At 65.8% G+C, this 22248-nt stretch carries 18 protein-coding genes; 17 read left to right on the top strand and 1 reads right to left on the bottom strand.

Annotation, left to right across the window (positions count from 1 at the left end; genetic code table 11):
- The first annotated feature begins 31 nt into the window (after positions 1–31).
- From VGL40_11915 to VGL40_11865, 11 genes are all read left to right on the top strand, one after another.
- Positions 32–1084, top strand: a complete 1053-nt coding sequence (locus VGL40_11915; protein ID HEY3315968.1) for a DUF3048 domain-containing protein — start codon at positions 32–34, stop codon at positions 1082–1084.
- Entirely contained in the window at positions 1081–1509 is a 429-nt protein-coding gene (locus VGL40_11910; GenBank protein HEY3315967.1) for a cytidine deaminase, read from the top strand. Before VGL40_11915 ends, VGL40_11910 begins: the two co-directional genes overlap by 4 nt.
- A gap of 3 nt (positions 1510–1512) precedes the next feature.
- On the top strand, positions 1513–2451 hold the full coding sequence (era, locus tag VGL40_11905) for a GTPase Era (GenBank protein HEY3315966.1): 939 nt from the start codon (positions 1513–1515) through the stop codon (positions 2449–2451).
- Positions 2452–2506: 55 nt separating this feature from the next.
- Positions 2507–3241: a deoxyribose-phosphate aldolase gene (gene deoC, locus VGL40_11900; protein HEY3315965.1), complete on the top strand. Its 735-nt coding sequence runs from the start codon at positions 2507–2509 to the stop codon at positions 3239–3241.
- A 2-nt stretch (positions 3242–3243) separates the two neighbouring features.
- Positions 3244–4011 carry a DNA repair protein RecO gene (gene recO, locus VGL40_11895; GenBank protein HEY3315964.1) on the top strand — a complete coding sequence of 256 codons (768 nt, stop codon included), beginning with the start codon at positions 3244–3246 and terminating at the stop codon, positions 4009–4011.
- 219 nt (positions 4012–4230) lie between these two features.
- The gene (locus tag VGL40_11890) at positions 4231–5631 is read left to right on the top strand and encodes a MurT ligase domain-containing protein (protein HEY3315963.1); all 1401 of its coding nucleotides are present in this window, start codon (positions 4231–4233) and stop codon (positions 5629–5631) included.
- A gap of 362 nt (positions 5632–5993) precedes the next feature.
- A complete protein-coding gene (gene glyQ / locus VGL40_11885; GenBank protein HEY3315962.1) occupies positions 5994–6947 on the top strand; it encodes a glycine--tRNA ligase subunit alpha in 954 nt (317 codons plus the stop codon).
- The gene (gene glyS, locus VGL40_11880) at positions 6937–9048 is read left to right on the top strand and encodes a glycine--tRNA ligase subunit beta (protein HEY3315961.1); all 2112 of its coding nucleotides are present in this window, start codon (positions 6937–6939) and stop codon (positions 9046–9048) included. Before glyQ ends, glyS begins: the two co-directional genes overlap by 11 nt.
- Positions 9049–9119: 71 nt before the next feature.
- Positions 9120–9935 (top strand): pyruvate, water dikinase regulatory protein, encoded by an 816-nt coding sequence (locus VGL40_11875; GenBank protein HEY3315960.1) that lies wholly within the window; start codon positions 9120–9122, stop codon positions 9933–9935.
- On the top strand, positions 9935–12619 hold the full coding sequence (gene ppdK / locus VGL40_11870) for a pyruvate, phosphate dikinase (protein ID HEY3315959.1): 2685 nt from the start codon (positions 9935–9937) through the stop codon (positions 12617–12619). Before VGL40_11875 ends, ppdK begins: the two co-directional genes overlap by 1 nt.
- 5 nt (positions 12620–12624) lie before the next feature.
- Positions 12625–13389 (top strand): HAD family hydrolase, encoded by a 765-nt coding sequence (locus VGL40_11865; GenBank protein ID HEY3315958.1) that lies wholly within the window; start codon positions 12625–12627, stop codon positions 13387–13389.
- Positions 13390–13476: 87 nt separating this feature from the next.
- On the opposite strand, the gene VGL40_11860 is transcribed toward VGL40_11865, so the two are convergent.
- Positions 13477–15735: a diguanylate cyclase gene (locus VGL40_11860; GenBank protein ID HEY3315957.1), complete on the bottom strand. Its 2259-nt coding sequence runs from the start codon at positions 15733–15735 to the stop codon at positions 13477–13479.
- Between the two features lie 262 nt (positions 15736–15997).
- Between VGL40_11860 and VGL40_11855 the strand changes: the two genes are divergently transcribed.
- From VGL40_11855 to VGL40_11830, 6 genes are all read left to right on the top strand, one after another.
- Positions 15998–17074: a deoxyguanosinetriphosphate triphosphohydrolase gene (locus VGL40_11855; protein ID HEY3315956.1), complete on the top strand. Its 1077-nt coding sequence runs from the start codon at positions 15998–16000 to the stop codon at positions 17072–17074.
- A gap of 89 nt (positions 17075–17163) precedes the next feature.
- On the top strand, positions 17164–19068 hold the full coding sequence (gene dnaG / locus VGL40_11850) for a DNA primase (GenBank protein HEY3315955.1): 1905 nt from the start codon (positions 17164–17166) through the stop codon (positions 19066–19068).
- A complete protein-coding gene (gene rpoD / locus VGL40_11845; GenBank protein HEY3315954.1) occupies positions 19065–20204 on the top strand; it encodes an RNA polymerase sigma factor RpoD in 1140 nt (379 codons plus the stop codon). Before dnaG ends, rpoD begins: the two co-directional genes overlap by 4 nt.
- A 156-nt stretch (positions 20205–20360) precedes the next feature.
- Positions 20361–20945 (top strand): hypothetical protein, encoded by a 585-nt coding sequence (locus VGL40_11840; GenBank protein HEY3315953.1) that lies wholly within the window; start codon positions 20361–20363, stop codon positions 20943–20945.
- Positions 20935–21399: a protein-export chaperone SecB gene (locus VGL40_11835; GenBank protein ID HEY3315952.1), complete on the top strand. Its 465-nt coding sequence runs from the start codon at positions 20935–20937 to the stop codon at positions 21397–21399. Before VGL40_11840 ends, VGL40_11835 begins: the two co-directional genes overlap by 11 nt.
- On the top strand, positions 21392–22129 hold the full coding sequence (locus VGL40_11830; GenBank protein ID HEY3315951.1) for a hypothetical protein: 738 nt from the start codon (positions 21392–21394) through the stop codon (positions 22127–22129). The genes VGL40_11835 and VGL40_11830 overlap by 8 nt, the downstream gene beginning before the upstream one ends.
- Positions 22130–22248 lie beyond the last annotated feature (119 nt).

Below are 22248 nucleotides of genomic sequence, written 5' to 3'. Positions count from 1 at the left end.
CGGCCCGAGACAGGGAAGGAGTCCCCACCTCATGGCTCACTCGCCGAAGCGCTTCGTCTGGTTCCTCATCGCCGTCTTCGCCGTCTCAGCCTCCCTCGGCGGGGTGGCCGCCTGTCGTTTCTGGGCGGCCCGCAAGACGCCCGAAGCGCCAACGCCCGAGCCCCCCAAGAAGTTCTACTCCCCGCTGACCGGCCTCGAAACCACCGAGGAGTCGACCAAGCGTCGCTTGGTGGCGGTGATGGTCGACAATCACCCCGACGCCCGCCCGGAGTCCGGCCTGGATCAGGCCGGCCTGGTCTACGAGGTCCTGGCGGAAGGCGGCATCACCCGCTACTTCGCCGTCTTCCTCGACCAGGCACCGGCCGAAATCGGACCGGTCCGCAGCGCCCGCGACTACTTCCTCGACCTGGTCATGGAGCTCGACGCGATCTACGTCCACTGCGGCCAGAGCCCGCAGGCCGAGCTGGAGATCCCGAAGTTCCACATCAACGACGTCAACCTCGAGTTCAACGTCCCAACCCGCTTCTCGTGGCGGGCCGGCGACCGGAAGAGCCCGAACAACCTGTATACCAGCTACGAGCGGATCATGGCGGCGGCCGCCGAGAAGCAATACCGGACGACCATCGAAGGAGCGCCGCGCGAGCTGTTCAAGCGCGACGCCGCCCTGGCCCCGACCGGCTCGCCGGCGACCGAAATGACCATTCCCTACCCGGCCGGCTACGAGGGATACGTCGTCTCCTGGAAGTACGACCCGGCCACCGGCCTCTACTCCAGGTTCATCAAGGGACAGCCGCTGGTGGATAAGCCGACCCAGAAGCAGCTGACCACGCCCAACGTGATCATCCAGTACGTCAAGTCCGAGGCCATCCCCAAAGACCCCAAGCTGAGGATCAACGTCTATCTGGTCGGCGAGGGCCGGGCCCAGGTCTTCGTCAAGGGGGTGGCCATCGAGGCCAAGTGGAAGAAGACCGCCCGGGAAGCCCCGACCGTCTTCACCGATGCGCAGGGCAACCCGCTCGTCCTCGTGCCCGGCTCGACCTGGATCGAAGTCATCCCCCCCGAAACGAAGGTGGAGTTCAAGTGAAGACCCGGATCGACCAGCTTAACGAAGCCGACCGCCGGCTCTTCGAAACGGCCGCCGAGTATCGCCTCCGCGCCTATGCCCCGTATTCCGGCTATCTCGTCGGGGCGGCCGTCCGCACCCCGGAGGGGCGGGTCTACGGCGGCTGCAACGTCGAGAACTCGGCCTACGGCCCGACCAACTGCGCCGAGCGGACGGCCGTCTTCAAGGCCGTCTCCGAGGGTGACCGTGCCTTCTCCGCCGTCGCCGTCGCCGGCGGTGGGGCCAAGCTCCCCTTCCCCTGCGGGGTTTGCCGGCAGGTGATGGCCGAGTTTGCTCGGCCGGACCTCCGGGTGGTCACGGGCAACGCCGACACGGGGGAGGCAGCCGTGATCACCCTCGGTGAACTCCTGCCCTTCTCGTTCTCCTTGGAGAGGGAGGGGAAATGACCATTGGGCGAAGATAGCCGGCCCACGCCGCTGATCCCCGACCAGCCGGAGGGATTCCGCTCGGGCTTCGTCGCCCTCATCGGCCGCCCCAACGTCGGCAAGTCGACCCTCCTCAACCACATGGCCGGCCAGAAGCTGGCCATCGTCTCCGACAAGCCGCAGACGACCCGGAACAAGATCCTCGGGATCATCAGCGGCCCGGAGTATCAGGTCATCTTCCTGGACACTCCGGGCATCCACAAGCCGCGGCACAAGCTCGGCGAGTACATGGTCAACCTGGCCCAGCGAACCCTGGCCGAGGTCGACCTGATCGTCCACGTCGTCGAGGCGCAAGCCCCCCTGGGGCCCGGCGACGTCCTCATCGCCCGCAAGATCATCGAGGCCAAGACCCCGGCCCTCCTGGCGGTCAACAAGATCGACCTGCTCCACCAGGGCGAGCTGGCCGGGGCCACCGACCGTTACGCCGGACTGGGCTCGTACAAGTCGGTCGTCCCGATCTCGGCCACTGAAGGCACGAACCTGGACGTCCTCCTGCGGGCGATCATCGACCACCTCGAGGAGGGCCCCAGGTACTACCCCGAAGATGTCGTCACCGACCAGCCGGAGCGGGCCATCGTCGCCGAACTGGTGCGGGAACAGATTCTCCGACTCACCCGCGAGGAAGTCCCCCATTCGGTGGCCCTGGCCGTGGAGGAGATGTCGTCCCGCCCGAACAACATGGTCTACATCAAGGCCATCATCTTCGTCGAGCGGGATTCCCAGAAGGGGATCATCATCGGCGAAGGCGGGCGGATGCTGAAGGAGATCGGCCAGCAGGCCCGGCAGGAGGTGGAGAGCCTCCTGGGGTCGCCGGTCTACCTGGACCTGTGGGTCAAGGTCAACCGCGATTGGCGGAACAGCCCGGAGGTCTTGCGGATGTTGGGGTACTACGATCAGAAGTGACCGGGCGCCGGCCTCGGCCGGCGCGACCACCTTTGAACCAGGGGGGAGAACCGGCATGTTGACCCGCAAGAGCCTGGCCCGGATGATCGACCACACCCTGTTGAAGGCCCAGGCGACCGCCCGTGACATCATCAACCTTTGCGAGGAAGCCAAGGAATACGGCTTCGCCTCGGTCTGCATCAACCCGGGACACGTCGCCCTGGCCGTGGCCAACCTGGAGGGCTCCGAGGTGGAAGTCTGCACGGTGATCGGCTTTCCGCTCGGCGCGACGACCACCGCCACCAAGGCGGCCGAGGCGGGTGAGGCCGTCCTGACCGGGGCCGGCGAGGTCGACATGGTCCTCAACGTCGGCGCCCTCAAGGGCGGCCGGGACGACCTGGTCGAGCGGGACATCCGGGCCGTGGTCGAGGCCGGCCGGGAGGCTTTCGCCAAGCGCCCGGCCGGACCCGCCCGTCCCGCCCCGAAGGAAGGCGGGCATCCGCTGGTCAAGGTGATCATCGAGGCCTGTTACCTGACCGATGAGGAGAAGGCCCGGGCCTGCCAGGCCGCCGTCCGGGCGGGGGCCGACTTTGTCAAGACCTCGACCGGCTTCGGGACCGGCGGGGCCACCCTCGAAGACGTCCGGCTGATGCGGCAGACCGTCGGCCCCGACCTCGGGGTCAAGGCCGCCGGCGGCATCCGCACCCTGAACGACGCCCTGGCGATGATCGGGGCCGGGGCCACTCGCCTCGGGGCCAGCGCCGGGGCGGCCATCATCAAGGAGTTCGACGCCCGGCGGGGCCCCTCCTGACGGTGTCCCTCTACAAGACCGAAGGGATCATCCTCCGCTCGCGCAACCTCGGCGAGGCGGACAAAGCGCTGACCCTCTACACCCGTGAGGAAGGCAAGGTCCAGGTGTCCGCGGCCGGGGCCCGGCGGGCCCGGAGCCCGCTGGCCGCCGCCACCCAGCCCTTCATCCACGGGTTTGTTCTTTGTTTCCGCGGGCGGGGCCTGGACCGGCTCAGCCAATGCGAGATCCGCGAGCCCTTCACCGGCATCCGCGAGGACCTCGTCAAGGCGGCCTACGGGGCCTACCTGGCCGAGCTGACCGATGAGTTCACCCGGGAACGTGACCGCAACCCGGACCTCTTCCTCCTCCTCCTGGCGACCCTCCACATGCTCCAAGCGGGGGCCGAACCGGAGGTCACGGCCAGACTCTTCGAGTTGAGGCTGCTGTCCCTGACCGGCTTCCGGCCGGAGTTCGAGCGCTGCGCCGGATGCGGGCGGGCACTCGGTGGGGGCGACGCGGGCCGGCGGGCCTTCTCGCCGGCCGCCGGCGGCGTCCTCTGCCCCGAATGCGCGGCCGTCGACGAGTCGGCCCTGACCGTCCCGGCCGGGGCCGTCGAATCGGCCCGCTTCCTGCTGACCGCCGACCTGCGCAAGGCGGTCGCCCTCAAGCTGGCTCCGACCGTCGCCAGGGCCCTCGAGCAGATGTTGGCCGAGCACATCCAGCACCGGCTGGACAAGCCCCTCAAGACCCTGGCTTTCCTGCGCGAGGTGCGGGACCCGGGCTCGGTCTGAGGCCGACCTGGCCCTCTCGCCAAGGCCCGCCATCGACGGGTTGCCGGCTCGTCTTCACCCCGGGGAATCACTCCCGGGGTGTATCTGCCTCTTCGGACTCCCTTATGTCCCATGCTTCTGTCAACTATTGGCATCTGCCAGGCCCCTCCCATAGACTATAGCGGCCTTTGCCCTAGCCCTTCGGCCGAGGCGATCATGTCTGGGGAGGGAGACGGCCGTTTGAGCCACTATGGTCTCCGCGGGCGGATAGCCTTGGCTTCCGCTAAGCTGTCGTTCTACGCGAGTCGGGCGGCCGGTCGCGGCGGTTCCAACCTGCCCGGGAAGGTCGCCCTGACCATCGACCCGGCCATCCTGAGGACCCTCGGTGCCAGGGTCAAGCGCGGCAGCATCCTGGTCACCGGGACCAACGGCAAGACGACGACCGCCAGGATGCTGACTTCGATCATGAGGACGGCGGGCTACCGGGTGATCCACAACCCGTCCGGGGCTAACCTCCGGTATGGCGTGGCCGCCGCCTTCGTCAACGCCGCCGACTGCCTGGGCCGGATCGAGGCCGACTACGCCGTCTTCGAAGTCGATGAGGGATGGCTGCCCCTGGTGGCCAACGACCTCAAGTGCGTCGGTCTGGTGGTCACCAACTTCTCCCGCGACCAGGTCGACCGCTACGGGCAGATCGAGAACGTCGTCACCAAGGTCGGGCGCGGGCTGGCCTCGATCCCGGGCGGCTTCTGCGTCCTCAACGCCGACGACCCCCTGGTGGCCAGTCTCGATTCGCAATCGGGCCGGATCGTCCGCTTCTTCGGGGCCGAGAACGGCTTCGGCGACAGGCACACCGAGGGCCACCTGATTGAGGGCCGGCATTGCCCGCGTTGCGGTGCCCTCCTGACCTACAAGGTCGAGTACTTCGCCCATGCCGGCATCTACCAGTGCCCCGGCTGCGGCTACGGGCGGCCCACGGCCTCGGTCATCCTGCGGAAGATCAAGCCCCGCGGGGCTGAGGGGTCGCTGCTCACCGTGGAGCACGGCGCCGGCCCACTCGAGGTCTCCCTGGCCTTCCCCGGGCTGTTCAACGCCTACAACGCCCTGGCCGCCCTGACCGCGGCGACCTGCCTCGGCATCGACGAAAACGTCGCCCGCTTGGGGTTGGAGCGTTGCCGGCCGGCCTTTGGCCGGGGCGAGGTGGTCAAGGTCCGCGGCCGCAAGGTCTTCATCGGTATGGTCAAGAACCCCGTCGGCTGCAATGAGATGATCAAGGCCATCGTCATGCACCCGCAACCCAAGGCCCTCATCGTGGCCATGAACGACCCCCTCGTCCGCGGCATCGACGTCGGCTGGATCTGGGACGTCGGCTTCGAGAACCTCTTCGAGGGGCCGACCGGCTTCGAGCGGACCGTGGTCTCCGGTACCTGGGCCGATGACCTGGCCCTGAGGCTCAAATACGCGTCCGCCCAGGACCATCGCATCCGGCGAGAGCCGGATTACCGGCGGGCTCTCGAACTGGGGCTGGCCGCCGTCCCACCGGGCGCCTTCGTCTTCGCCCTCTGCAACTACACCGGGATGCTGATGATCCGCAAGGTGCTGCAGCCCATGGGCCGCCTGACAAGCTACTGGATTCCGTGAGGCCCCGGGCGACCCACCCTCGCTCCGCCGCCTTTTTTGACAACCCCCCCGGAATCTGGTAGATTAATAAGCGTTTAGGGGAGCAATGACCGAGAGGGGTACCCGGGGCGTCCCGCCCAAGAGAGCCGGTGGATGGTGCGAACCGGCGCGGGGCATCGGGGAGGCGCTCGACGAGCTCCGCCGAAGCGAGCGGACCGATCGGCCCGTGGCGGATGCCACGGCCGGCCGGCCAACCAGGGTGGAACCGCGGGAACATTAATCCCGTCCCTGGGCAGCGTCTTACGCCGCCCGGAGGACGGGATTTCGTCTGCGGCGGGTCCAACCAGTCGGGAGGAAGAGAAATGCCAAGAGCCCACAAACCCCTGACCTTCCAGGAGGTCATCCTGACCCTCAGCCAGTTCTGGCAGGACCGAGGCTGTCTCTTGGGGCAGCCATACGACGTCGAGAAGGGCGCCGGGACGATGAACCCGATGAGTTTCTTCCGAGCCCTCGGCCCGGAACCGTGGCGGGTGGCATATGTCGAGCCCTCCCGTCGTCCGGCCGACGCCCGTTACGGCGAGAACCCCAACCGTTTCTACCAGCACCACCAGTTCCAGGTCATCATCAAACCCTCCATCGACGATATCCAAGAGGTCTACCTGGCCAGCCTGGCCGCTCTGGGGATCGATGCCAAGCGGCACGATATCCGCTTCGTCGAGGACAACTGGGAAGCCCCGACCCTCGGGGCGGCCGGCACGGGCTGGGAGGTCTGGCTCGACGGGATGGAGATCACCCAGTTCACCTACTTCCAACAGGTCGGTGGGTTCGAAGCCCGGCCGGTTTCGGCGGAGATAACCTACGGGCTGGAACGGCTCACCGGCTACCTGCAGGACAAGGATAACCTCTTCGACATCATCTGGGTCGGCGATGTGACTTACGGCGACGTCTTCAAGAGGGCTGAGTATGAGCACTCGGCCTACAGCTTCGAAGTGGCCGACGTGGGCGCTCTGATCACCGCCTTCGACCTCTATGAGCGGGAGGCCAAGCGGGTTCTCGAGCACGGCCTGATCCTGCCGGCCTACGACTTCGTCCTCAAGTGCTCGCACGCGTTCAACGTCCTCGAGGCCAGGGGGGCCATCAGCGTCACCGAGCGCACCCGCTACCTCGGTCGCATCCGGGCGATCGCCCGGGGGTGTGCCCAGGCCTGGCTGAAGGTCCGCGAAGAGATGGGCTTCCCGCTGACCGGCAAGTTCGGCGGCGCCGGGTCGGCGTCCGGGGCCGTCGACGGGTCCGAGGCCGGCCAGTCCCCCAGGGGAGGCGAATCCCATGCCAGCTAAGAAAGATACCGGTGGGCGTCAGGCCCTCGGCGGTCCGGTCGACCTGGTCCTGGAGATCGGCACCGAAGAGATCCCGGCCCGCTTCATGCCGGCGGCCCTCGAGCAACTGGCTGCCCGCGGCCGGGCCCTGCTCAAGGAAGCGCGTTTGGGCGCAAGCGACGTCCTGGCCTATGGGACCCCGCGCCGCCTCGTCCTGATCGCCTCGGGCGTGGCCTCCCGGCAGGACGACCGGATCATCGAGGTCAAGGGGCCGGCCAGGAAGGCCGCCTACGACCCGGAAGGGCGGCCGACCAAGGCGGCCGAGGGCTTCGCTCGCTCGCAGGGGGTCACCCCGGCCGACCTGACCGTCCGGACCGTGGCCGGCGGCGAATATGTCTTCGCCCTAAAGACCGAGCTCGGCCGCACCGCCGAGGAGGTCCTCGGGGGGGTCTTTCCGGCCTTCATCACCAAGCTCGAATGGCCCAAGCTGATGCGCTGGGGCGATCACGACCTGCGCTTCGTCCGGCCGATTAAGTGGCTCCTCGCCCTCTACCAAGACCGGCTCATCCCCTTCAGCCTCGACGGGGTTTCCTCCGGACGGGAGACCCTGGGGCACCGTTTCCTCAGTCCCAAGCCGCATCGGGTGGGCCATGCCGCCGAGTACCTGCCGGTCGTCCGCCGGGCTCAGATCGTCGTCGATCCGGCCGAGCGCCGGACCCAGATCCTGGCCCAGATCCGGGCACTGGCGGAAAAGGCCGGCGGGCGGGTTCTCGAAGACCCGTCCCTCCTCGACGAGGTGACCTACCTGGTCGAGTACCCGACCGCCCTCCTCGGCCGCTTCAACCAAGAATACCTGGCCGTCCCGGCCGACATCCTGATCACCACGATGAAGCACCACCAGCGCTACTTCCCGGTGGTGGACGCCAAGGGCCACCTGATGCCCTTGTTCATCACCGTTCGCAACGGCGACGACTGCGCCATCGACGTCGTCCGGGCCGGCAACGAGAGAGTCCTGCGGGCTCGCCTGGCCGACGGCAAGTTCTTCTTCGAAGAGGACCTTGCCCGGCCCCTCCGGGACCGGGTGGCCGAACTCGACGGCGTCTCCTTCCAAGAGCGATTGGGGACCATGGGCGACAAGACTCACCGCCTAGAAGCCCTGGTGGTGGACATCGCCGGGGACGACGCCGGACTGGCCGAGACGGCGAGGCATGCGGCCCACCTGGCCAAGGCCGATCTCGTCACCAGCGTCGTCAAGGAGTTCCCGGAACTGCAGGGGCGCATGGGCCGGGTCTACGCCGACAAGGCCGGTGAGCCCGAAGCCGTCGCCGCGGCCATCGGTGAGCAGTACCGACCGGCTTTCGCCGGGGACGACATCCCGGCCACGCCGGCCGGGCGCCTCCTGGCCCTGGCCGACAAGGTCGACACCCTCTCAGCCGCCTTCGGCACCGGGATCGTCCCCACCGGCTCGCAGGACCCCTACGGACTGCGCCGGGCGGCCCAGGGCGTGGTGGCGATCATCCTCGGAGCGGGCCTCCGCCTGTCCCTCAGCGGCCTCGTCGACCGGGCCTTCGACCACCTGAAGGGGATCGTCACCGCCCCCGAAGGACGCTCGGCCCTGCTCGACTTCCTTCGTCAGCGGCTGCAGGCCTCGATGGATGAAACCGGGTTGCGCTATGACGTCATCGAGGCGACCCTCTCGGCCGGCTTCGACGATCTGACCGCGGCCCTCGCCCGGGCCCGCGCCCTGTCCGAGGTCCGCGACGAAGGGACCTTCGCCGACGTCGTCACGGCCTTCACCCGCGCGGCCAACCTGGCCGGGAAGGCCCCGGCGGTCAAGCCCATCGACCCCGGCCTCTTCCAGCACGAGGCCGAGAGGCGCCTCCTCGCCGACTATGAGGACGTCGCCGCCGAGGCCCTGGCCATGGAGAGAGAGGAGCGCTACGCCGATTTTCTGAGAAGCCTGTCCCGACTGCGCCCGGCGGTCGACGCCTTCTTCGATGCCGTGATGGTCATGGTCGAGGACGAACTGGTCAGGGACAACCGGCTGAACCTCCTCCGTTCCGTCTCCAATCTGGCCACCCGGATGGCCGATCTGTCCAAGCTCGTCCCGGCCAAGGCCTGAATGGCAACAGCAAGGATCCCCGGTGCTAAAGGAAATCCCAGGCCCGCAGCGTAAATAGTGGGGGTGATCAGGTGGACCGGCCGGCCGTCTTCGTCGTCTCCGATTCCATTGGTGAAACCGCCGAGCTGGTCGCCAGAGGGGCCATGAGCCAGTTCGAGGAGGAGTTCGAAGTCGTTCGGGCGCCGTACATCAGCGACCGCGACCACCTCCTCGAAGTCATCGAGCGGGCTCACACCCGGGGCTCCTGCGCCATCGTCCACACCCTGCTTCTGCCGGAACTCCGGGAAGCCATGGCGGTCGAGGCGGCCGCCCGGGACATCCCGCAGGTCGACCTGTTCGGCCCGACCCTGGCCGCCCTGGCCCGGGTCGCCGGCGGCGCCCCCCGGATGGAGACGGGCCTCTTCCGGCGGGTCGATGAGGACTACTACCGCCGCATCGAGGCGGTCGAGTTCGCCGTCGACCACGACGACGGACTCGACCCGCGCGGCCTGGATCGGGCTGACGTCGTCCTGGTCGGCGTCTCCCGGACCTCGAAGACGCCCGTCAGCATATACCTGGCCAACAAGCGGGTCAAAGCGGCCAACGTGCCCCTGGTCCCCGAGGTCCCGCCGCCGCCCGAGCTGTTCAAGCTGCCGCGGGGAAAGGTCATCGGCCTGACCATCGACCCCGAAAAGCTCAATGATATCCGTGGGGAGCGGCTCGAAGTCCTCGGTCTGCCCGGCGAGGCCGGTTATGCCAGCCGGGAAAGGATCATCGAGGAACTCGAGTACGCCGGGGGAATCATGAAACACCTCGGTTGCCGCCGCATCGATGTCACCGGCAAGGCCGTCGAGGAGACGGCCGGCGCCATTCTTCGGATGATCAAAGGGAGGGAGACGAGAGACTGATGAGCGGGGTACAGTACGTCTTTCCATTTGCCGAGGGACGGGCCTGTCAACGCGATCTGCTCGGCGGCAAGGGGGCCAACCTGGCCGAGATGACCCACATCGGGTTGCCCGTCCCGCCCGGGTTCACCATCAGCACCGAGGCCTGCAAGGCCTTCTACGCCGAGGGCGAGAAGCTTCCCGAAGGCCTGTGGCCGGCGGCCCTGGCGGAACTCGACCGCCTGGAGAAGAAGACCGGGAAGAAGCTGGGCGATACCCACACCCCGCTGTTGGTGTCGGTCCGGTCGGGCGCCAAGTTCTCCATGCCCGGGATGATGGACACCATCCTCAACCTGGGTCTCAATGATCAGACCGTGCTCGCCGTGGCCAGGGCCACGAACGACGAGCGCTTCGCCTACGACTGCTATCGGCGGTTCATCCAGATGTTCTCGAACGTCGTCCTCAAGGTCGACATCCACGACTTCGAGCGCCTCCTCGAGGGCCACAAGGAGGACCAGCGGGTCCGCTTCGACCACGAGATCTCGCCGGACAGCCTGAGGAGCATCGTCCACGAGTACAAGGAAGTCGTTAAGCGGGAGGCCGGGCGGGACTTCCCGCAGGACCCCGTGGTCCAGCTGGAGATGGCCGTCGTCGCCGTCTTCGCCTCCTGGCACAACCAGCGGGCCATCGTCTACCGCAAGCAGAACAACATTCCCGCCGACCTCGGGACGGCCGTCAACGTCCAGACGATGGTCTTCGGGAACATGGGTTTCGATTCGGGCACCGGGGTCATCTTCACCCGCAACCCGGCCACCGGTGACAAGGGCCTCTATGGCGAATACTTGACCAACGCCCAGGGCGAGGACGTGGTCGCCGGCATCCGCACCCCGAAGCCCATCGCCGAGCTTGACAAGGACCTTCCGGCCGTCTACAAGCAATTGGTCGGGGTCTGTGGACTGCTCGAGCAGCACTATGCCGACATGCAGGACATCGAGTTCACCGTCGAGCACGGCGTGCTCTATCTCCTGCAGACCCGGACCGGCAAGCGAACGGCCGCGGCGGCGGTCAAGATCGCCGCCGACCTCGTCCACGAGGGCAAGATCGGCAAGCGTGAGGCGATCATGCGGATCGAGCCCGACCAGTTGACCAAGCTCCTCCACCGTGGAATCGACCCCAAGGCCAAGCTGAAGGTGATCGCCCAGGGCCTGCCGGCCTCGCCGGGGGCCGCCTCCGGCCAGGTCGTCTTCGATGCCGACGAGGCCCAGGCTCGCGGGGAGAAGGGGCAGAAGGTCCTCCTGGTTCGCCCGGAGACCACCCCCGACGACATCCACGGGATCATCGCCGCCCAGGGCATCTTGACCAGCCGCGGCGGGATGACCTGCCACGCCGCCATCGTCGCCCGCCACATGGGCAAACCCTGCGTGGTCGGGTGCGACGCCTTGAAGATCAGCGTTGAGCGGAAGGAGGTCCTCGTCGACGGGGCGGCCATCCACGAGGGCGACCTCGTCTCCATCGACGGGGCCACCGGCCAGGTCATCCTGGGCGAAGTGCCCCTGGTCGACCCGGAGCTCTCCGGCGAGTTCGAGGAGATCCTGGGTTGGTGCGACGAGCTCAAAAAACTCGGCGTGTGGGCCAACGCCGATACGCCGGGCGACGCCAAGAAGGCCCGCGACTTCGGAGCCAAGGGGATCGGCCTGTGCCGGACTGAGCACATGTTCATGGCCCACGAGCGCATCCCCGTGGTCCAGGAGATGATCGTGGCCCTGAACGAAAAAGACCGCCGGGCGGCCCTTGACAAGCTCCTGCCGATGCAGCAAGGCGACTTCTACGGGATCCTCAAGGCGATGGAAGGGTTCCCGGTGACCATCCGTCTCCTCGACCCGCCGCTCCACGAGTTCCTTCCCGACGGCGAGGAGTTGGCCGTCGACATCGCCCGCCTGCGGGCGTTGGCCTCCAAGGGTGAGACCGGCCACGACGCCGAGATCGCCGAGAAAGAGGAGCTGCTCAAGAAAGTCCGGGCCCTGGCCGAGTTCAACCCGATGATGGGCTTCCGCGGCTGCCGTCTTGGCGTCGTCCATCCCGAGATCTACGAGATGCAGTGCCGGGCCATCTTCCAGGCCGCCGCCCAACTGGTCAAGGAGGGCGTTGACGCCCGGCCCGAGGTGATGATTCCCCTCGTCGGCCACATCAAGGAGCTCCAGCTCCTCCGCGGCATGACCGAGCGGGTCCTTGACGAGGTCCAGAAGGCCACCGGGGTGACCCTCAAGCAGATCATGATCGGGACGATGATCGAGGTCCCGCGGGCCGCCCTGACCGCCGACGAGATCGCCACCGAGGCCGAGTTCTTCTCCTTTGGCACCAACGACCTGACCCAGATGACCTTCGGCTTTTCCCGTGATGACGCCGAGGCCAAGTTCCTACCGATCTACACGCAAAAGGGCATCCTGCCCGGTAACCCCTTCGCCACCCTGGACGAGGGCGGCGTCGGCAAGCTCGTCGAGATGGCCGTCCGGCTCGGCCGGGGGACGCGGCCCGGCCTGCAGATCGGGATCTGCGGCGAGCACGGCGGGGACCCGCAGTCGATCGGCTTCTGCCATCGGGTGGGCCTGGACTACGTGTCCTGCTCGCCCTTTCGGGTGCCCATCGCCCGGCTGGCCGCCGCTCAGGCCAACGTGGCCCAAAAGATCGCCGTCGAAAAGGATAAGTGACGACCATGCTCCCTGTCCGTTTCGGCCCGGTGGTGGCCGAGGTCGAGGCGATCATCTTCGACAAGGACGGTACCCTCGTCGATTGTTTTCCATGGTGGATGGCCATGGCCGAGGAGCGCCGTAAGGCCCTGGGCGAGATCATCCGGCTGACCCCGGACCTGGCCGCGCACCTCGATGCGGTGGATGGATACGACCGCGGGCGCTGTTGGATCGATCCGGCCGGGCCCCTGGCCATGGCCTCGCGGGCCGAGGAGACGATCATCGCCGCCGGGGCCCTGTACCGATACGCCGGGCTCGGATGGAGCGAGGCGCGGTCGGTCATCGAAAAGGCCTTCGCCCGGGCCGAGGAACGGCTCCTGGCCAGGATTGGTGAGGTCAGCCAGGCCCTGCCCGGAGCGGCCGCGGCCCTGAGCGACCTGAGAAAGGCCGGCCTCCGGCTGGCCGTGGCCACCACCGATATGGTCACCCGCAGCGAGGTCATGCTGACCATGACCGGCCTCCGCCCGTTCCTGCACTACCTGGGCGGGAGCGACCTGGTCAAGCGCGGCAAGCCCCACCCGGACCTCGTCCTCCACGTCTGCGAGCAACTCGGGGTTCAGCCCGAGCACGTGGCGATGGTCGGAGACACCCCCGACGACATGGCCCTCGGCCGGAACGCCGGGGTGCGCCTCAAGGTGGGGGTCCTGACCGGGACCAACCCGCGCGAGAAGCTCGAGCCGCTGGCCGACGTGGTCATTGGTTCAGTGGCCGAGATCCGGCCGGCCGGCTGACGAACCGCAGGGCCCGGGACCGCTTGGTCCCGGGCCTTCTTGCCGATCGGTCAGAGGTGGCCGGTCAGCCCGCCGGTCAGCCCCCGGTCAGCCGACCCCAGGTCCGGCCGCCGCCTCGGCCATCTCCGGACGGTAGAAGACGTAGCAGTTGCGGCTTCGCTTGGCCTCGAACAGGGCGATGTCGGCCCGGCTGAGAAGCTCGTCCGGCGACCTCCCGTCATCGGGGTACATCGCCACCCCAAGGCTGGCCGTCACCCGTACCGGCCGGGACCCGATCAACGTCACGTGCCCGGACACGGTGCCGAGGATGTGTTCGGCGACCACCCCCGCCCTGGCCGGACCGGCGGCGGGGAGGAGGACGGCGAACTCGTCCCCGCCGATGCGGGCCACGGTGTCGGTCTTTCGGAGGTGGGCCTCGAGGGCTTCGGCCAGACTTACAAGGACGATGTCGCCCGCCTGGTGCCCGAAGGCGTCATTGACCTCCTTGAAGCCATCGAGGTCGAGGTAGATGACGGCCCCCCGGTACCCGTACCGCTCGACCAGCCGCAGCTGACGCTCGAGGTCCTCGCGAAACCGGCGGCGGTTATGGAGGTTGGTCAGCGAGTCGTGATTGGCCTGGTGGACCAGTTGACTTTCGACCTGCTTCCGGGCGGTGATGTCTTGGATCTCGACCACCAGGCACTGCGGCGCGCCATCGGCCCCGCGGATCGGTGAGGCCGTCACCTGGGTCCAGACCGTCTCCCCCCGGCTGTTGAGGTAACGGCGTTCGAGGTCGACGGAGTCAACGGGTCCCTGACGCAGGCGGGCCAGTAGACCATGGCCTGATTGACGCTCTTCCGGATGGAGGAGGGCCTCGTCCGTCATCTCCAGGAGTTCCACTTCCGAATAGCCGAGCATCTCACTCAGGGCTTGGTTGACGGCCAGGAAACGCCCGCCGGTCGGGCTTATGAGGGCCTTCCCGATGGCCGCGTGGGTGAAGGCCATCCGGAACTTCTCTTCGCTCTGGCGGAGGGTTTCCTGAGCCCCGGAAAGCTCCTGGGCCCGGGCGTCGAGGCTGGCGGCCAGATGACGCTGCTCGCCGGCGCTGCGGACGGCCATCCCGCCGGCGAGAGCCAGGACGAACAGCTCGATCAGGGTCTCACCCATCGCCGCTCCGAGGGCCAGGCCATCGATGGCCCAGCTTTTCAGACCACCCAGGGCGATCATCGCCAACGCCGAACCGAGCAGTCTCCACCCGGACTTCGTGCCGAAGGCCCTGGTCCACAGACTGGGGATGACGATGAGCAGCCCGGCGAAGATGTAGGCCACGGTTCGATCGCGGGCCGTCAGTTGGAAGACGCCGACGGCGGTCGCCAGGAAGAGCAGTTGCCAAGCCAGGCGCTTCCCGGGGGTGACCCGCCCGCGCAGGACCCAGAAGGCCACGATGTTCCAGGCCACCAGGGCCAGGGTGAAGACCTCCTCGGCGCCGGTCGGCCCCGCCCGGTGTGAGCCCTGCAGGGCGCTCCAGAAAACCAACGCCAGGGCCAATAGCCAGGTCCAGATCTCCAGGGTGCGCTCCAGGTTCGAGATGGAATCGGCCGCTTCGCCCCCCGGCGTGGCGCGGTCCTCCTCCTCGACCGGTCCGAGCATGAGGACGCCTTTGGGCCACGGGATCGCCGCCAGGAAAATCACCCAGGCCAGCAGGCCCTGGATGTCCTTCAGCCAGAGCTGGTCATAGAACATCAGGATCGGCAGGACCGCCGCCAGCCAGGGCCTCAGATAGAATAGGTGGCGGAGGGGCCTGATCAGCCACATCCGCGACTTGGTCCCGTCGCGGCGCAGGGTCAAGAGTACCCCGCCGGCCAGCACGGCCGCCCCGACCCAGGTCGTCGAGGCGCGGACGGGGGGGAAAGTCGGGTAAAGGAAGACCTCGGGGCGGATGAGCATCGCCGCTCCGCTCAAGAGCTCAGTCAGCGCAAGGAAGAGATAGGTGAAGTCCGGGACGACGCCCCCGATTCCGTGGGGCAGAGCGGCCACCGCCAGCAAGGTGCAGACCAGGGAGGCCTCGAGGAAGGCGAGCATCCACAGGCCTTCCATGGCCAACCGGGCGGCCCCGAAGCCCAGGGTGAAGGTGGCAAAGCCCAGCACCGCCCAGCGCCCCCAACGCGGCAGGCGATAGCGCACGAGGAGCAGCAAGAGGATGCCCGCCGTGCTCATCGGGGCGGTCACGAAACCCCGCAGGTCCGGCGAGAGGGGGCCGAGCAGGTCGACCGGCAAGGCATAGACGCTGAGCCCCATGAGGAGCTCGATGGAGGCGGCGGTCAGGATGAACCGCGTGGGTTCGATGGGGTTGTCGGTCTTGTTCACGGTCAACACCCTTCTCGAAGAACGGCCCCCGCGCCACTCCGCGGTTTCGTGGGACCCCTTTCGGCACCATATCTAATAGGAATCATCGTCCTTGTGACCACGTTTGGTTAGCGCGTTGACCGAAGAGACTTGAGCCGGCCGCCCGTCGACGAAAATTTTCGTCACCCGGAAGGAATGTCCGGCCGAGGCTCGTATACAACACAGGCGCGCTTAGCCACTCTGGAGGGCAAAGATGGGCGACAGACCGGAAGACGGCGGCCGTGTGTCCGTACGACCGCGGCTGTTCACCGAGGACCTGGAAGACCGCACCCTCTCCCGACATGCCACCAGGAGCAGCCGCTCCCTCGGTCGGCAGGTCGCCGAGGAGCCGTGCCCGATCCGGACCGCGTTTCAGCGGGACCGCGATCGGATCATCCACTCCAAGGCCTTCCGTCGCCTCAAGGACAAGACCCAGGTCTTCATCGCCGTGGCCGGTGACCACTACCGGACGCGCCTGACCCACACCCTCGAGGTGGCCCAGATCGCCCGGACGATGGCCCGCGCTCTGCGCCTCAACGAGGATCTGACCGAGGCCATCGCCCTGGGCCACGACCTCGGTCACACCCCTTTCGGGCACACCGGAGAGGCCGTCCTGAATGACGCCCTCGAAGCCGAGGGCCATAGTGGCTTCCGCCACAATGAGCAGAGCCTCCGGGTGGTCTCCCTCCTCGAGCGGCTCGAGCCCGGCCATCCCGAGGGAGTCGGCCTCAACCTGACCTGGGAGGTCCGCGACGGCATCGCCAAGCACACCGGCGACCTCTGGGCCGACGGAGACCTTCCGGCCACCCTCGAGGGCCAGTTGGTCAGGATGTCCGACCGGATCGCCTACATCAACCACGATATCGATGATGCCATTCGTGGGGGGATCATCGCCCCAGAAGACGTCCCGGCCGGCCCGGTGGCCGTCCTCGGGGCGACCCGGGCCAGGCGCATCAACACCCTGGTCACGGCGGTCATCGAGGCCAGCTATGACCGCCCCGAGCTGGCCCTGAGCCGGCCGGTCAGGGGGGCCATGGACGACCTTCGGAGCTTCCTCTTCGAGCGAGTCTACGTCGGTTCCGGGGCCAAGGCTGAAGAGGACAACGCGAGGAAGCTGGTCCAGGCCCTCTACGGGTTCTACCGGAAGAACCCCGGGCAGATTGCCGGTGGCGATCCCCCCAGCTTGGCCGCCCCGGACTGGCGGCGAGCCTGTGATTATGTCGCCGGGATGACCGATCGCTATGCCATGGCCCAGTTCGACAAGCACTTCCCGCCGGCTCCCTCGGAGGGCGAGGTCCAGGCCCCAGAAAGGGCCGGATGACGCCGAGGAGGAAAAACCGGAGTCGTAGCGAAAGCGTATTAAAGCCTGAGCGCAGGTAGCTGCTACAGGCCATGGGGCAGGGATGGGCGGTGAAAGGACTCACCGACGAGTTCATCGAGGAGATTCGCTCGCGCAGCGACATAGTCGACGTCATCGGCGAGAGCGTCGCGTTGCGCAAGACCGGCAAGAACTTCGTCGGACTCTGCCCGTTCCACCACGAAAAGACGCCGTCCTTTTCGGTTGCCCCGGACAAGCAGATGTTCTACTGCTTTGGCTGCCATGCCGGGGGCAACGTTTTTCATTTCCTGATGAAGCGGGACAACCTCACCTTTCCAGAGGCCGTGGCCGGGCTGGCGGAACGAGTGGGTCTCCCGCTCCCAGAGCCGGAGCTTTCACCCGAGGAAGCCCGAAGGCGCCAGGAACGCGAGGCCCATTATCATGCCCTGGAGCTGGCGGCGGACTTCTACCACCTGGCCCTTATGAAGTCCCGGCAGGGGGCCGGCGCCCGCCAGTACCTCGTCGATCGCGGCCTGACCGCCGAAACGGTCGAGCGCTTCCGCCTCGGATATGCCCCCGAAGCTTGGGATTTGTTGCTCAAGGCCTTAACTCGCAAGGGCTTTCCGCCGAAGACCATGGAAGGGGCCGGCCTGGTCATCCACAGCGTCGACCGCGATTCCTACTATGACCGGTTGCGGAACCGGGTGGTCTTCCCGATCTTCGACGCCCGCGGACGAGTCATCGCCTTCGGCGGGCGGGTCCTCGACGACAGTCTTCCGAAGTACCTCAACTCTTCGGATACGGTCGTCTTCGCCAAGGGGCACAACCTCTACGCCCTGAACCTGGCCAGGCCGGCCATCCGCGACAGCGGTCAGGTCATCCTGGTCGAAGGGTACATGGACGCCATCACCTGCCACCAGGCCGGCGTCCAGAACGTGGTGGCCAGCCTGGGGACGGCGCTGACCCGTGACCAGGGAGCCATCCTGGCCCGGATGGCGCCGGAGACGGTGATCGCCTACGACGCCGACACCGCCGGACAGACCGCCACAATGCGCGGTCTGGAGATCCTCGGCGAGGCGGGTTGCCGAGTCAGGGTCGCCGCCCTCGCGGAGGGCAAGGATCCGGACGAGTTCATCCGCCTGCGGGGTGCCGACGCCTTCCGGACGGCCACTCAGAAGGCCCTGCCCCTGGTGGAGTACCGGTTTGAGCTGGCCAGGCGGGACGGTGACCCGGCGACCGTCGAGGGAAAGGTCAAGATCGCCTCGACCATGGCCACGGTGCTGGCCGGGCTGGAAAACGCGGTCGAGCGTGAGGCATACATTCAGGAGTTTGCGACCAAGCTAGGCCTTGGTGTCGAGGCCCTTCGGACCGAGGTCCGCAAGGCCTTTCGGGCCAGGCAGACGAAGTCGGGAACGCAGTCCACCGACGGCGGCCGACCGATCAGCCAGCATATTCCAGCGTTGAGCAGGAATAATAATGGGCAAGACCTGGCCCGCGCCGGCCGTCCTACGGCCAGGCTGCTGGCCGAGAGGGGACTCCTCCGGCTGCTCATCGACCAGCCGGAGCTGAGGCGGCAGATCGTCGGGGGGCTCGGGCCGGACGACTTCTCCGGGGCCGCCGAGCGGGTCGTCGCCGAGATGGTCCTCGGCGAGGAGGCGGCTTCCGAGCCCCCGGGGTCCGAAGCCTTCCTCGCCGCCCTGCCGGCCCACTTCGAGAACGAAGATGACGCCCGGGTGGCCGCCGAGATCGTGATGGGCGAGATGCCGCCGGGCGAGCCAGATAAGATGGTCCCGGGCTACCTAAAGACAATCAGGGAGGCCTCCGTCAAGGCCAGGGCCGAACTCATCCGGGTGGAGATGGAACGCCTGGAGCGTGACGGCCAAGAGATTCCCGAAGCGATGCTCCGGGAATATCATGAACTTCAGCAACTACGTTCGGCCGGAGGCACGGCTGCCCCGCCGGGCCAACGGCATGTATCGAAAGGGGAAACCGGATGAAGAGCCAGGAACCGAAGAGCGCGGGGGTGCGCGAGCTAATCATCAAAGGCAAGAAGCGCGGCGTCTTGACCTACAATGAGGTCATGGACGCCCTTCAGGACGAGGAGCTCTCCCCCGACCAGATCGACGACATCTACAAAATGCTAGAAGAAGACGGCATCGAAGTCGTCGGCGAGGTTCCCGAGGCTGAGGCCACTCCGGTCGGACCCCTCGAGCGTGACGAAGCCACCGAACCTCCGGCCGAAGCCGACTCCGAGACGGGATCTCACGCGGCCGAAGAGGTCGACCTGTCCGTGCCCGAAGGGGTCGCCATCGACGACCCCGTCCGGATGTACCTCAAAGAGATTGGGCGGGTGCCCCTTCTCACCGCCCAGGACGAGGTCGACCTGGCCAAGGGGATCGAGGCCGGGGACGAAGAGGCCAAACGCCACCTGACCGAAGCCAACCTCCGCCTGGTCGTGGCCATCGCCAAGAAGTACGTCGGCCGCGGCATGCTCTTTTTGGACCTCATCCAGGAGGGCAACCTCGGCCTGCTCAAGGCGGTCGAGAAGTTCGACTACCGGAAGGGCTACAAGTTCAGCACCTACGCGACCTGGTGGATTCGCCAGGCGATCACCCGGGCCATCGCCGACCAGGCCAGGACGATCCGCATCCCGGTCCACATGGTCGAGACCATCAACAAGCTGATCCGGGTCCAGCGCCAGTTGCTTCAGAAGCTCGGCCGCGAGCCGTCTCCCGAAGAGATCGCCGCCGAGATGGAGATTTCCGTCGACCGCGTCCGCGAGATCCTCAAGATCGCCCAGGAGCCGGTCTCTCTGGAGACGCCCATCGGCGAGGAAGAGGACAGCCACCTCGGTGACTTCATCGAGGACGAGGACGCTCCCGCGCCGGCCGAGGCGGCCAGCTTCATGCTCCTCAAGGAGCAGCTCGAAGAGGTCCTGGCGACCCTGACCCCGCGCGAGCGCGACGTCCTTCGCCTGCGCTTCGGGCTGGACGACGGCCGGGCCCGAACCCTCGAAGAGGTCGGCCACGTCTTCGCCGTCACTCGCGAGCGCATCCGGCAGATCGAGGCCAAGGCCCTGCGGAAGCTGCGGCACCCGAGTCGGAGCAAGAAGCTGAAGGATTATCTGGACTGAAACGATATAGAGTATGGGGTTTTTGAGGCAAACGGTTAGATCAGAGGATTCCTAGGACCGGCGGTCTTCTCTTGTCCTAATCTTGCGCAGCAGTGTCTGGCCATGGAGTGTCATATGCGTGAGTCCCGGGAATACTCTGGGACGGAGGGTGAGCTAATGGCCTTTACCAAAGTTCTCATCAATTGGGTTAAGCAGTATGGGGATGCGACTGAGCTTTTCAAGTGGATAACCCCATCAAAGTTTGGCCCAGGGCAGGAGTCTTCTTTGAGAGACGTCGGGCGACAAGTCCTCGATGATTTTGTAAAGAAGCACGCGGGTTTTGTGGCAGAGGTTATTGCAGTCCACCCCGAGTTTGCCAGTTGGTACAATTCGACTGGCACCTCGATAATCGAGGAATGCACGGATCAAATTGTGGTAGACCGAGAGGAGGAGCTAGTCGATCTCATTGGCCTGGTTGAGTATATGAGTTACTTGATGGAAGGTGCAACAAGCGTTGATGATAGATGGTTTTGGCTCATAGAGGCGCTTGAGCAGTTGCATTCCGGGCTGAAGAAAACTGGACTTCTCCGTTCGAAGTACCTCGTGTTGGAGCATATCCAAAACCTTGCCGCAGTTAATGTGTCGATATCGTTCGACCTTAAACCTGCCTTACATCAACCCACATTTTGTTTCTACGGTGGACACCCATCCACCAGGGCTGCTGACGCTATGGAAACAAGGACGTGGGCTAATGTCGCCTGAGGTACAGCAACACATAGTGCCTCACCGGGTTCAGCTCACCAAGGTGTTGCTCAAAGAGCTAGAGTGTAAGCTTTATTCAGATGAAGCATTGGACCACCTAGATGTATCCATTAAGGCTGAGGCAGACGGGAAGGTTGTTTCCGACACCGAGGGGCATTGTAGCCTGACATTAGATATAGCTGCTAAACAAGGCGATCGGCAAGCCGTTGGTCTTAGACTAACGATTGCCGGACACTGTAGTACCGAGCCCGGGAGTGATGCCCAGGGATTCCGGGAATTTGTGGCAAACCAGGCTCTCGCGCTACTTTTTCCGTTCACTCGAGAATTGGTGGCCAATATCACCATGAGGATGGGGCTTTCACCGTTACTAATACCCCTCATCGATGTTTTCCAGACCTCTAAGAACATTGAACGTTCGCGGGAATCAAATCCGACGGGGAAGAGCGATGACTAGTCGGGTTCAGTTGGTTGCACAATTTAGGGCAGTTCAGGAGGTCGATAGTCAGCCATCACTTTCCAGGTTAATCTCATTCCTAAAGATTCATCCAGATTTCCTGGAGTCTTTGCTTGATGTGGTTTTCAAGATCAAGACTATGGCCAATTTTGCCTCTGAATGGCCTGGACACAAGAAGAGGCTTCGCGGGTCAGTCCTGCCAAATAGCGAGAAGCAGTATCTCCAAGATTTCCTTCGGCTAGTTGAACAGCTATATGACTCTCCTCATGGGCAGCGCGACTTATCTGAGGATGATTACCTGGGTAGGCTCAGAGGGCGCTTAGCAGAAAGACTAGTTATTGATCCGCTTAGCAGCAGGTTTGCTGGCGACGGTTGCCAGTTCGCGGACAATCCTCTAGTCAAGATTGATGGTAAGACCGTCAAGCACAAGGGAAAGTCGACAATCGATGTCGGCGGCATCAAAGAAGGCCCTAAGAGCGGCGTTCTCCTGGAGGTAAAGGTTTCGCCCAGCTTATTTTCCACCGATTGTTGCGACTATCTGGCTCTGTTGAAGGCAGAGATCACGGCCATTGGTTTCGATACCGAAGTAGGTGGGATAACACTGGCAAGCAAAGGTGTCTTTGAGACTGGGGGGCCTTTCTCCGGCCTAAGGAGATCTTACGCCCAACTAAGCTGGCTTGCGCGTGAAGACATACCGGAATTGAGGTTTGATGTACGTAGACTGGCATAATGTGTCAATTGACGGGTCAATTCAAGTGGGCGGAGATACGGTACTCTTGGGGGGCAAGTCCAGAGAGGTTAGCGCGGTCCACATCTCGTACATCTTGACTCCGGTTTCTGCGGCGCCGG

Source organism: Bacillota bacterium, assembly GCA_036504675.1.
GTDB lineage: Bacteria > Bacillota > Sulfobacillia > JAJYWN01 > JAJZPE01 > DASXUT01.
This window is presented reverse-complemented; position numbering and strand designations above follow the sequence as displayed.

Bases quoted from the DNA above. Each gene is read 5' to 3' on its own strand.
- VGL40_11915 (HEY3315968.1), top strand. From the start codon at position 32: ATGGCTCACTCGCCGAAGCGCTTCGTCTGGTTCCTCATCGCCGTCTTC.
- deoC (HEY3315965.1), top strand. From the start codon at position 2,507: ATGTTGACCCGCAAGAGCCTGGCCCGGATGATCGACCACACCCTGTTG.
- glyS (HEY3315961.1), top strand. From the start codon at position 6,937: ATGCCAGCTAAGAAAGATACCGGTGGGCGTCAGGCCCTCGGCGGTCCG.
- ppdK (HEY3315959.1), top strand. From the start codon at position 9,935: ATGAGCGGGGTACAGTACGTCTTTCCATTTGCCGAGGGACGGGCCTGT.
- VGL40_11865 (HEY3315958.1), top strand. From the start codon at position 12,625: ATGCTCCCTGTCCGTTTCGGCCCGGTGGTGGCCGAGGTCGAGGCGATC.
- rpoD (HEY3315954.1), top strand. From the start codon at position 19,065: ATGAAGAGCCAGGAACCGAAGAGCGCGGGGGTGCGCGAGCTAATCATC.
- VGL40_11840 (HEY3315953.1), top strand. From the start codon at position 20,361: ATGGCCTTTACCAAAGTTCTCATCAATTGGGTTAAGCAGTATGGGGAT.
- VGL40_11835 (HEY3315952.1), top strand. From the start codon at position 20,935: ATGTCGCCTGAGGTACAGCAACACATAGTGCCTCACCGGGTTCAGCTC.
- VGL40_11830 (HEY3315951.1), top strand. From the start codon at position 21,392: ATGACTAGTCGGGTTCAGTTGGTTGCACAATTTAGGGCAGTTCAGGAG.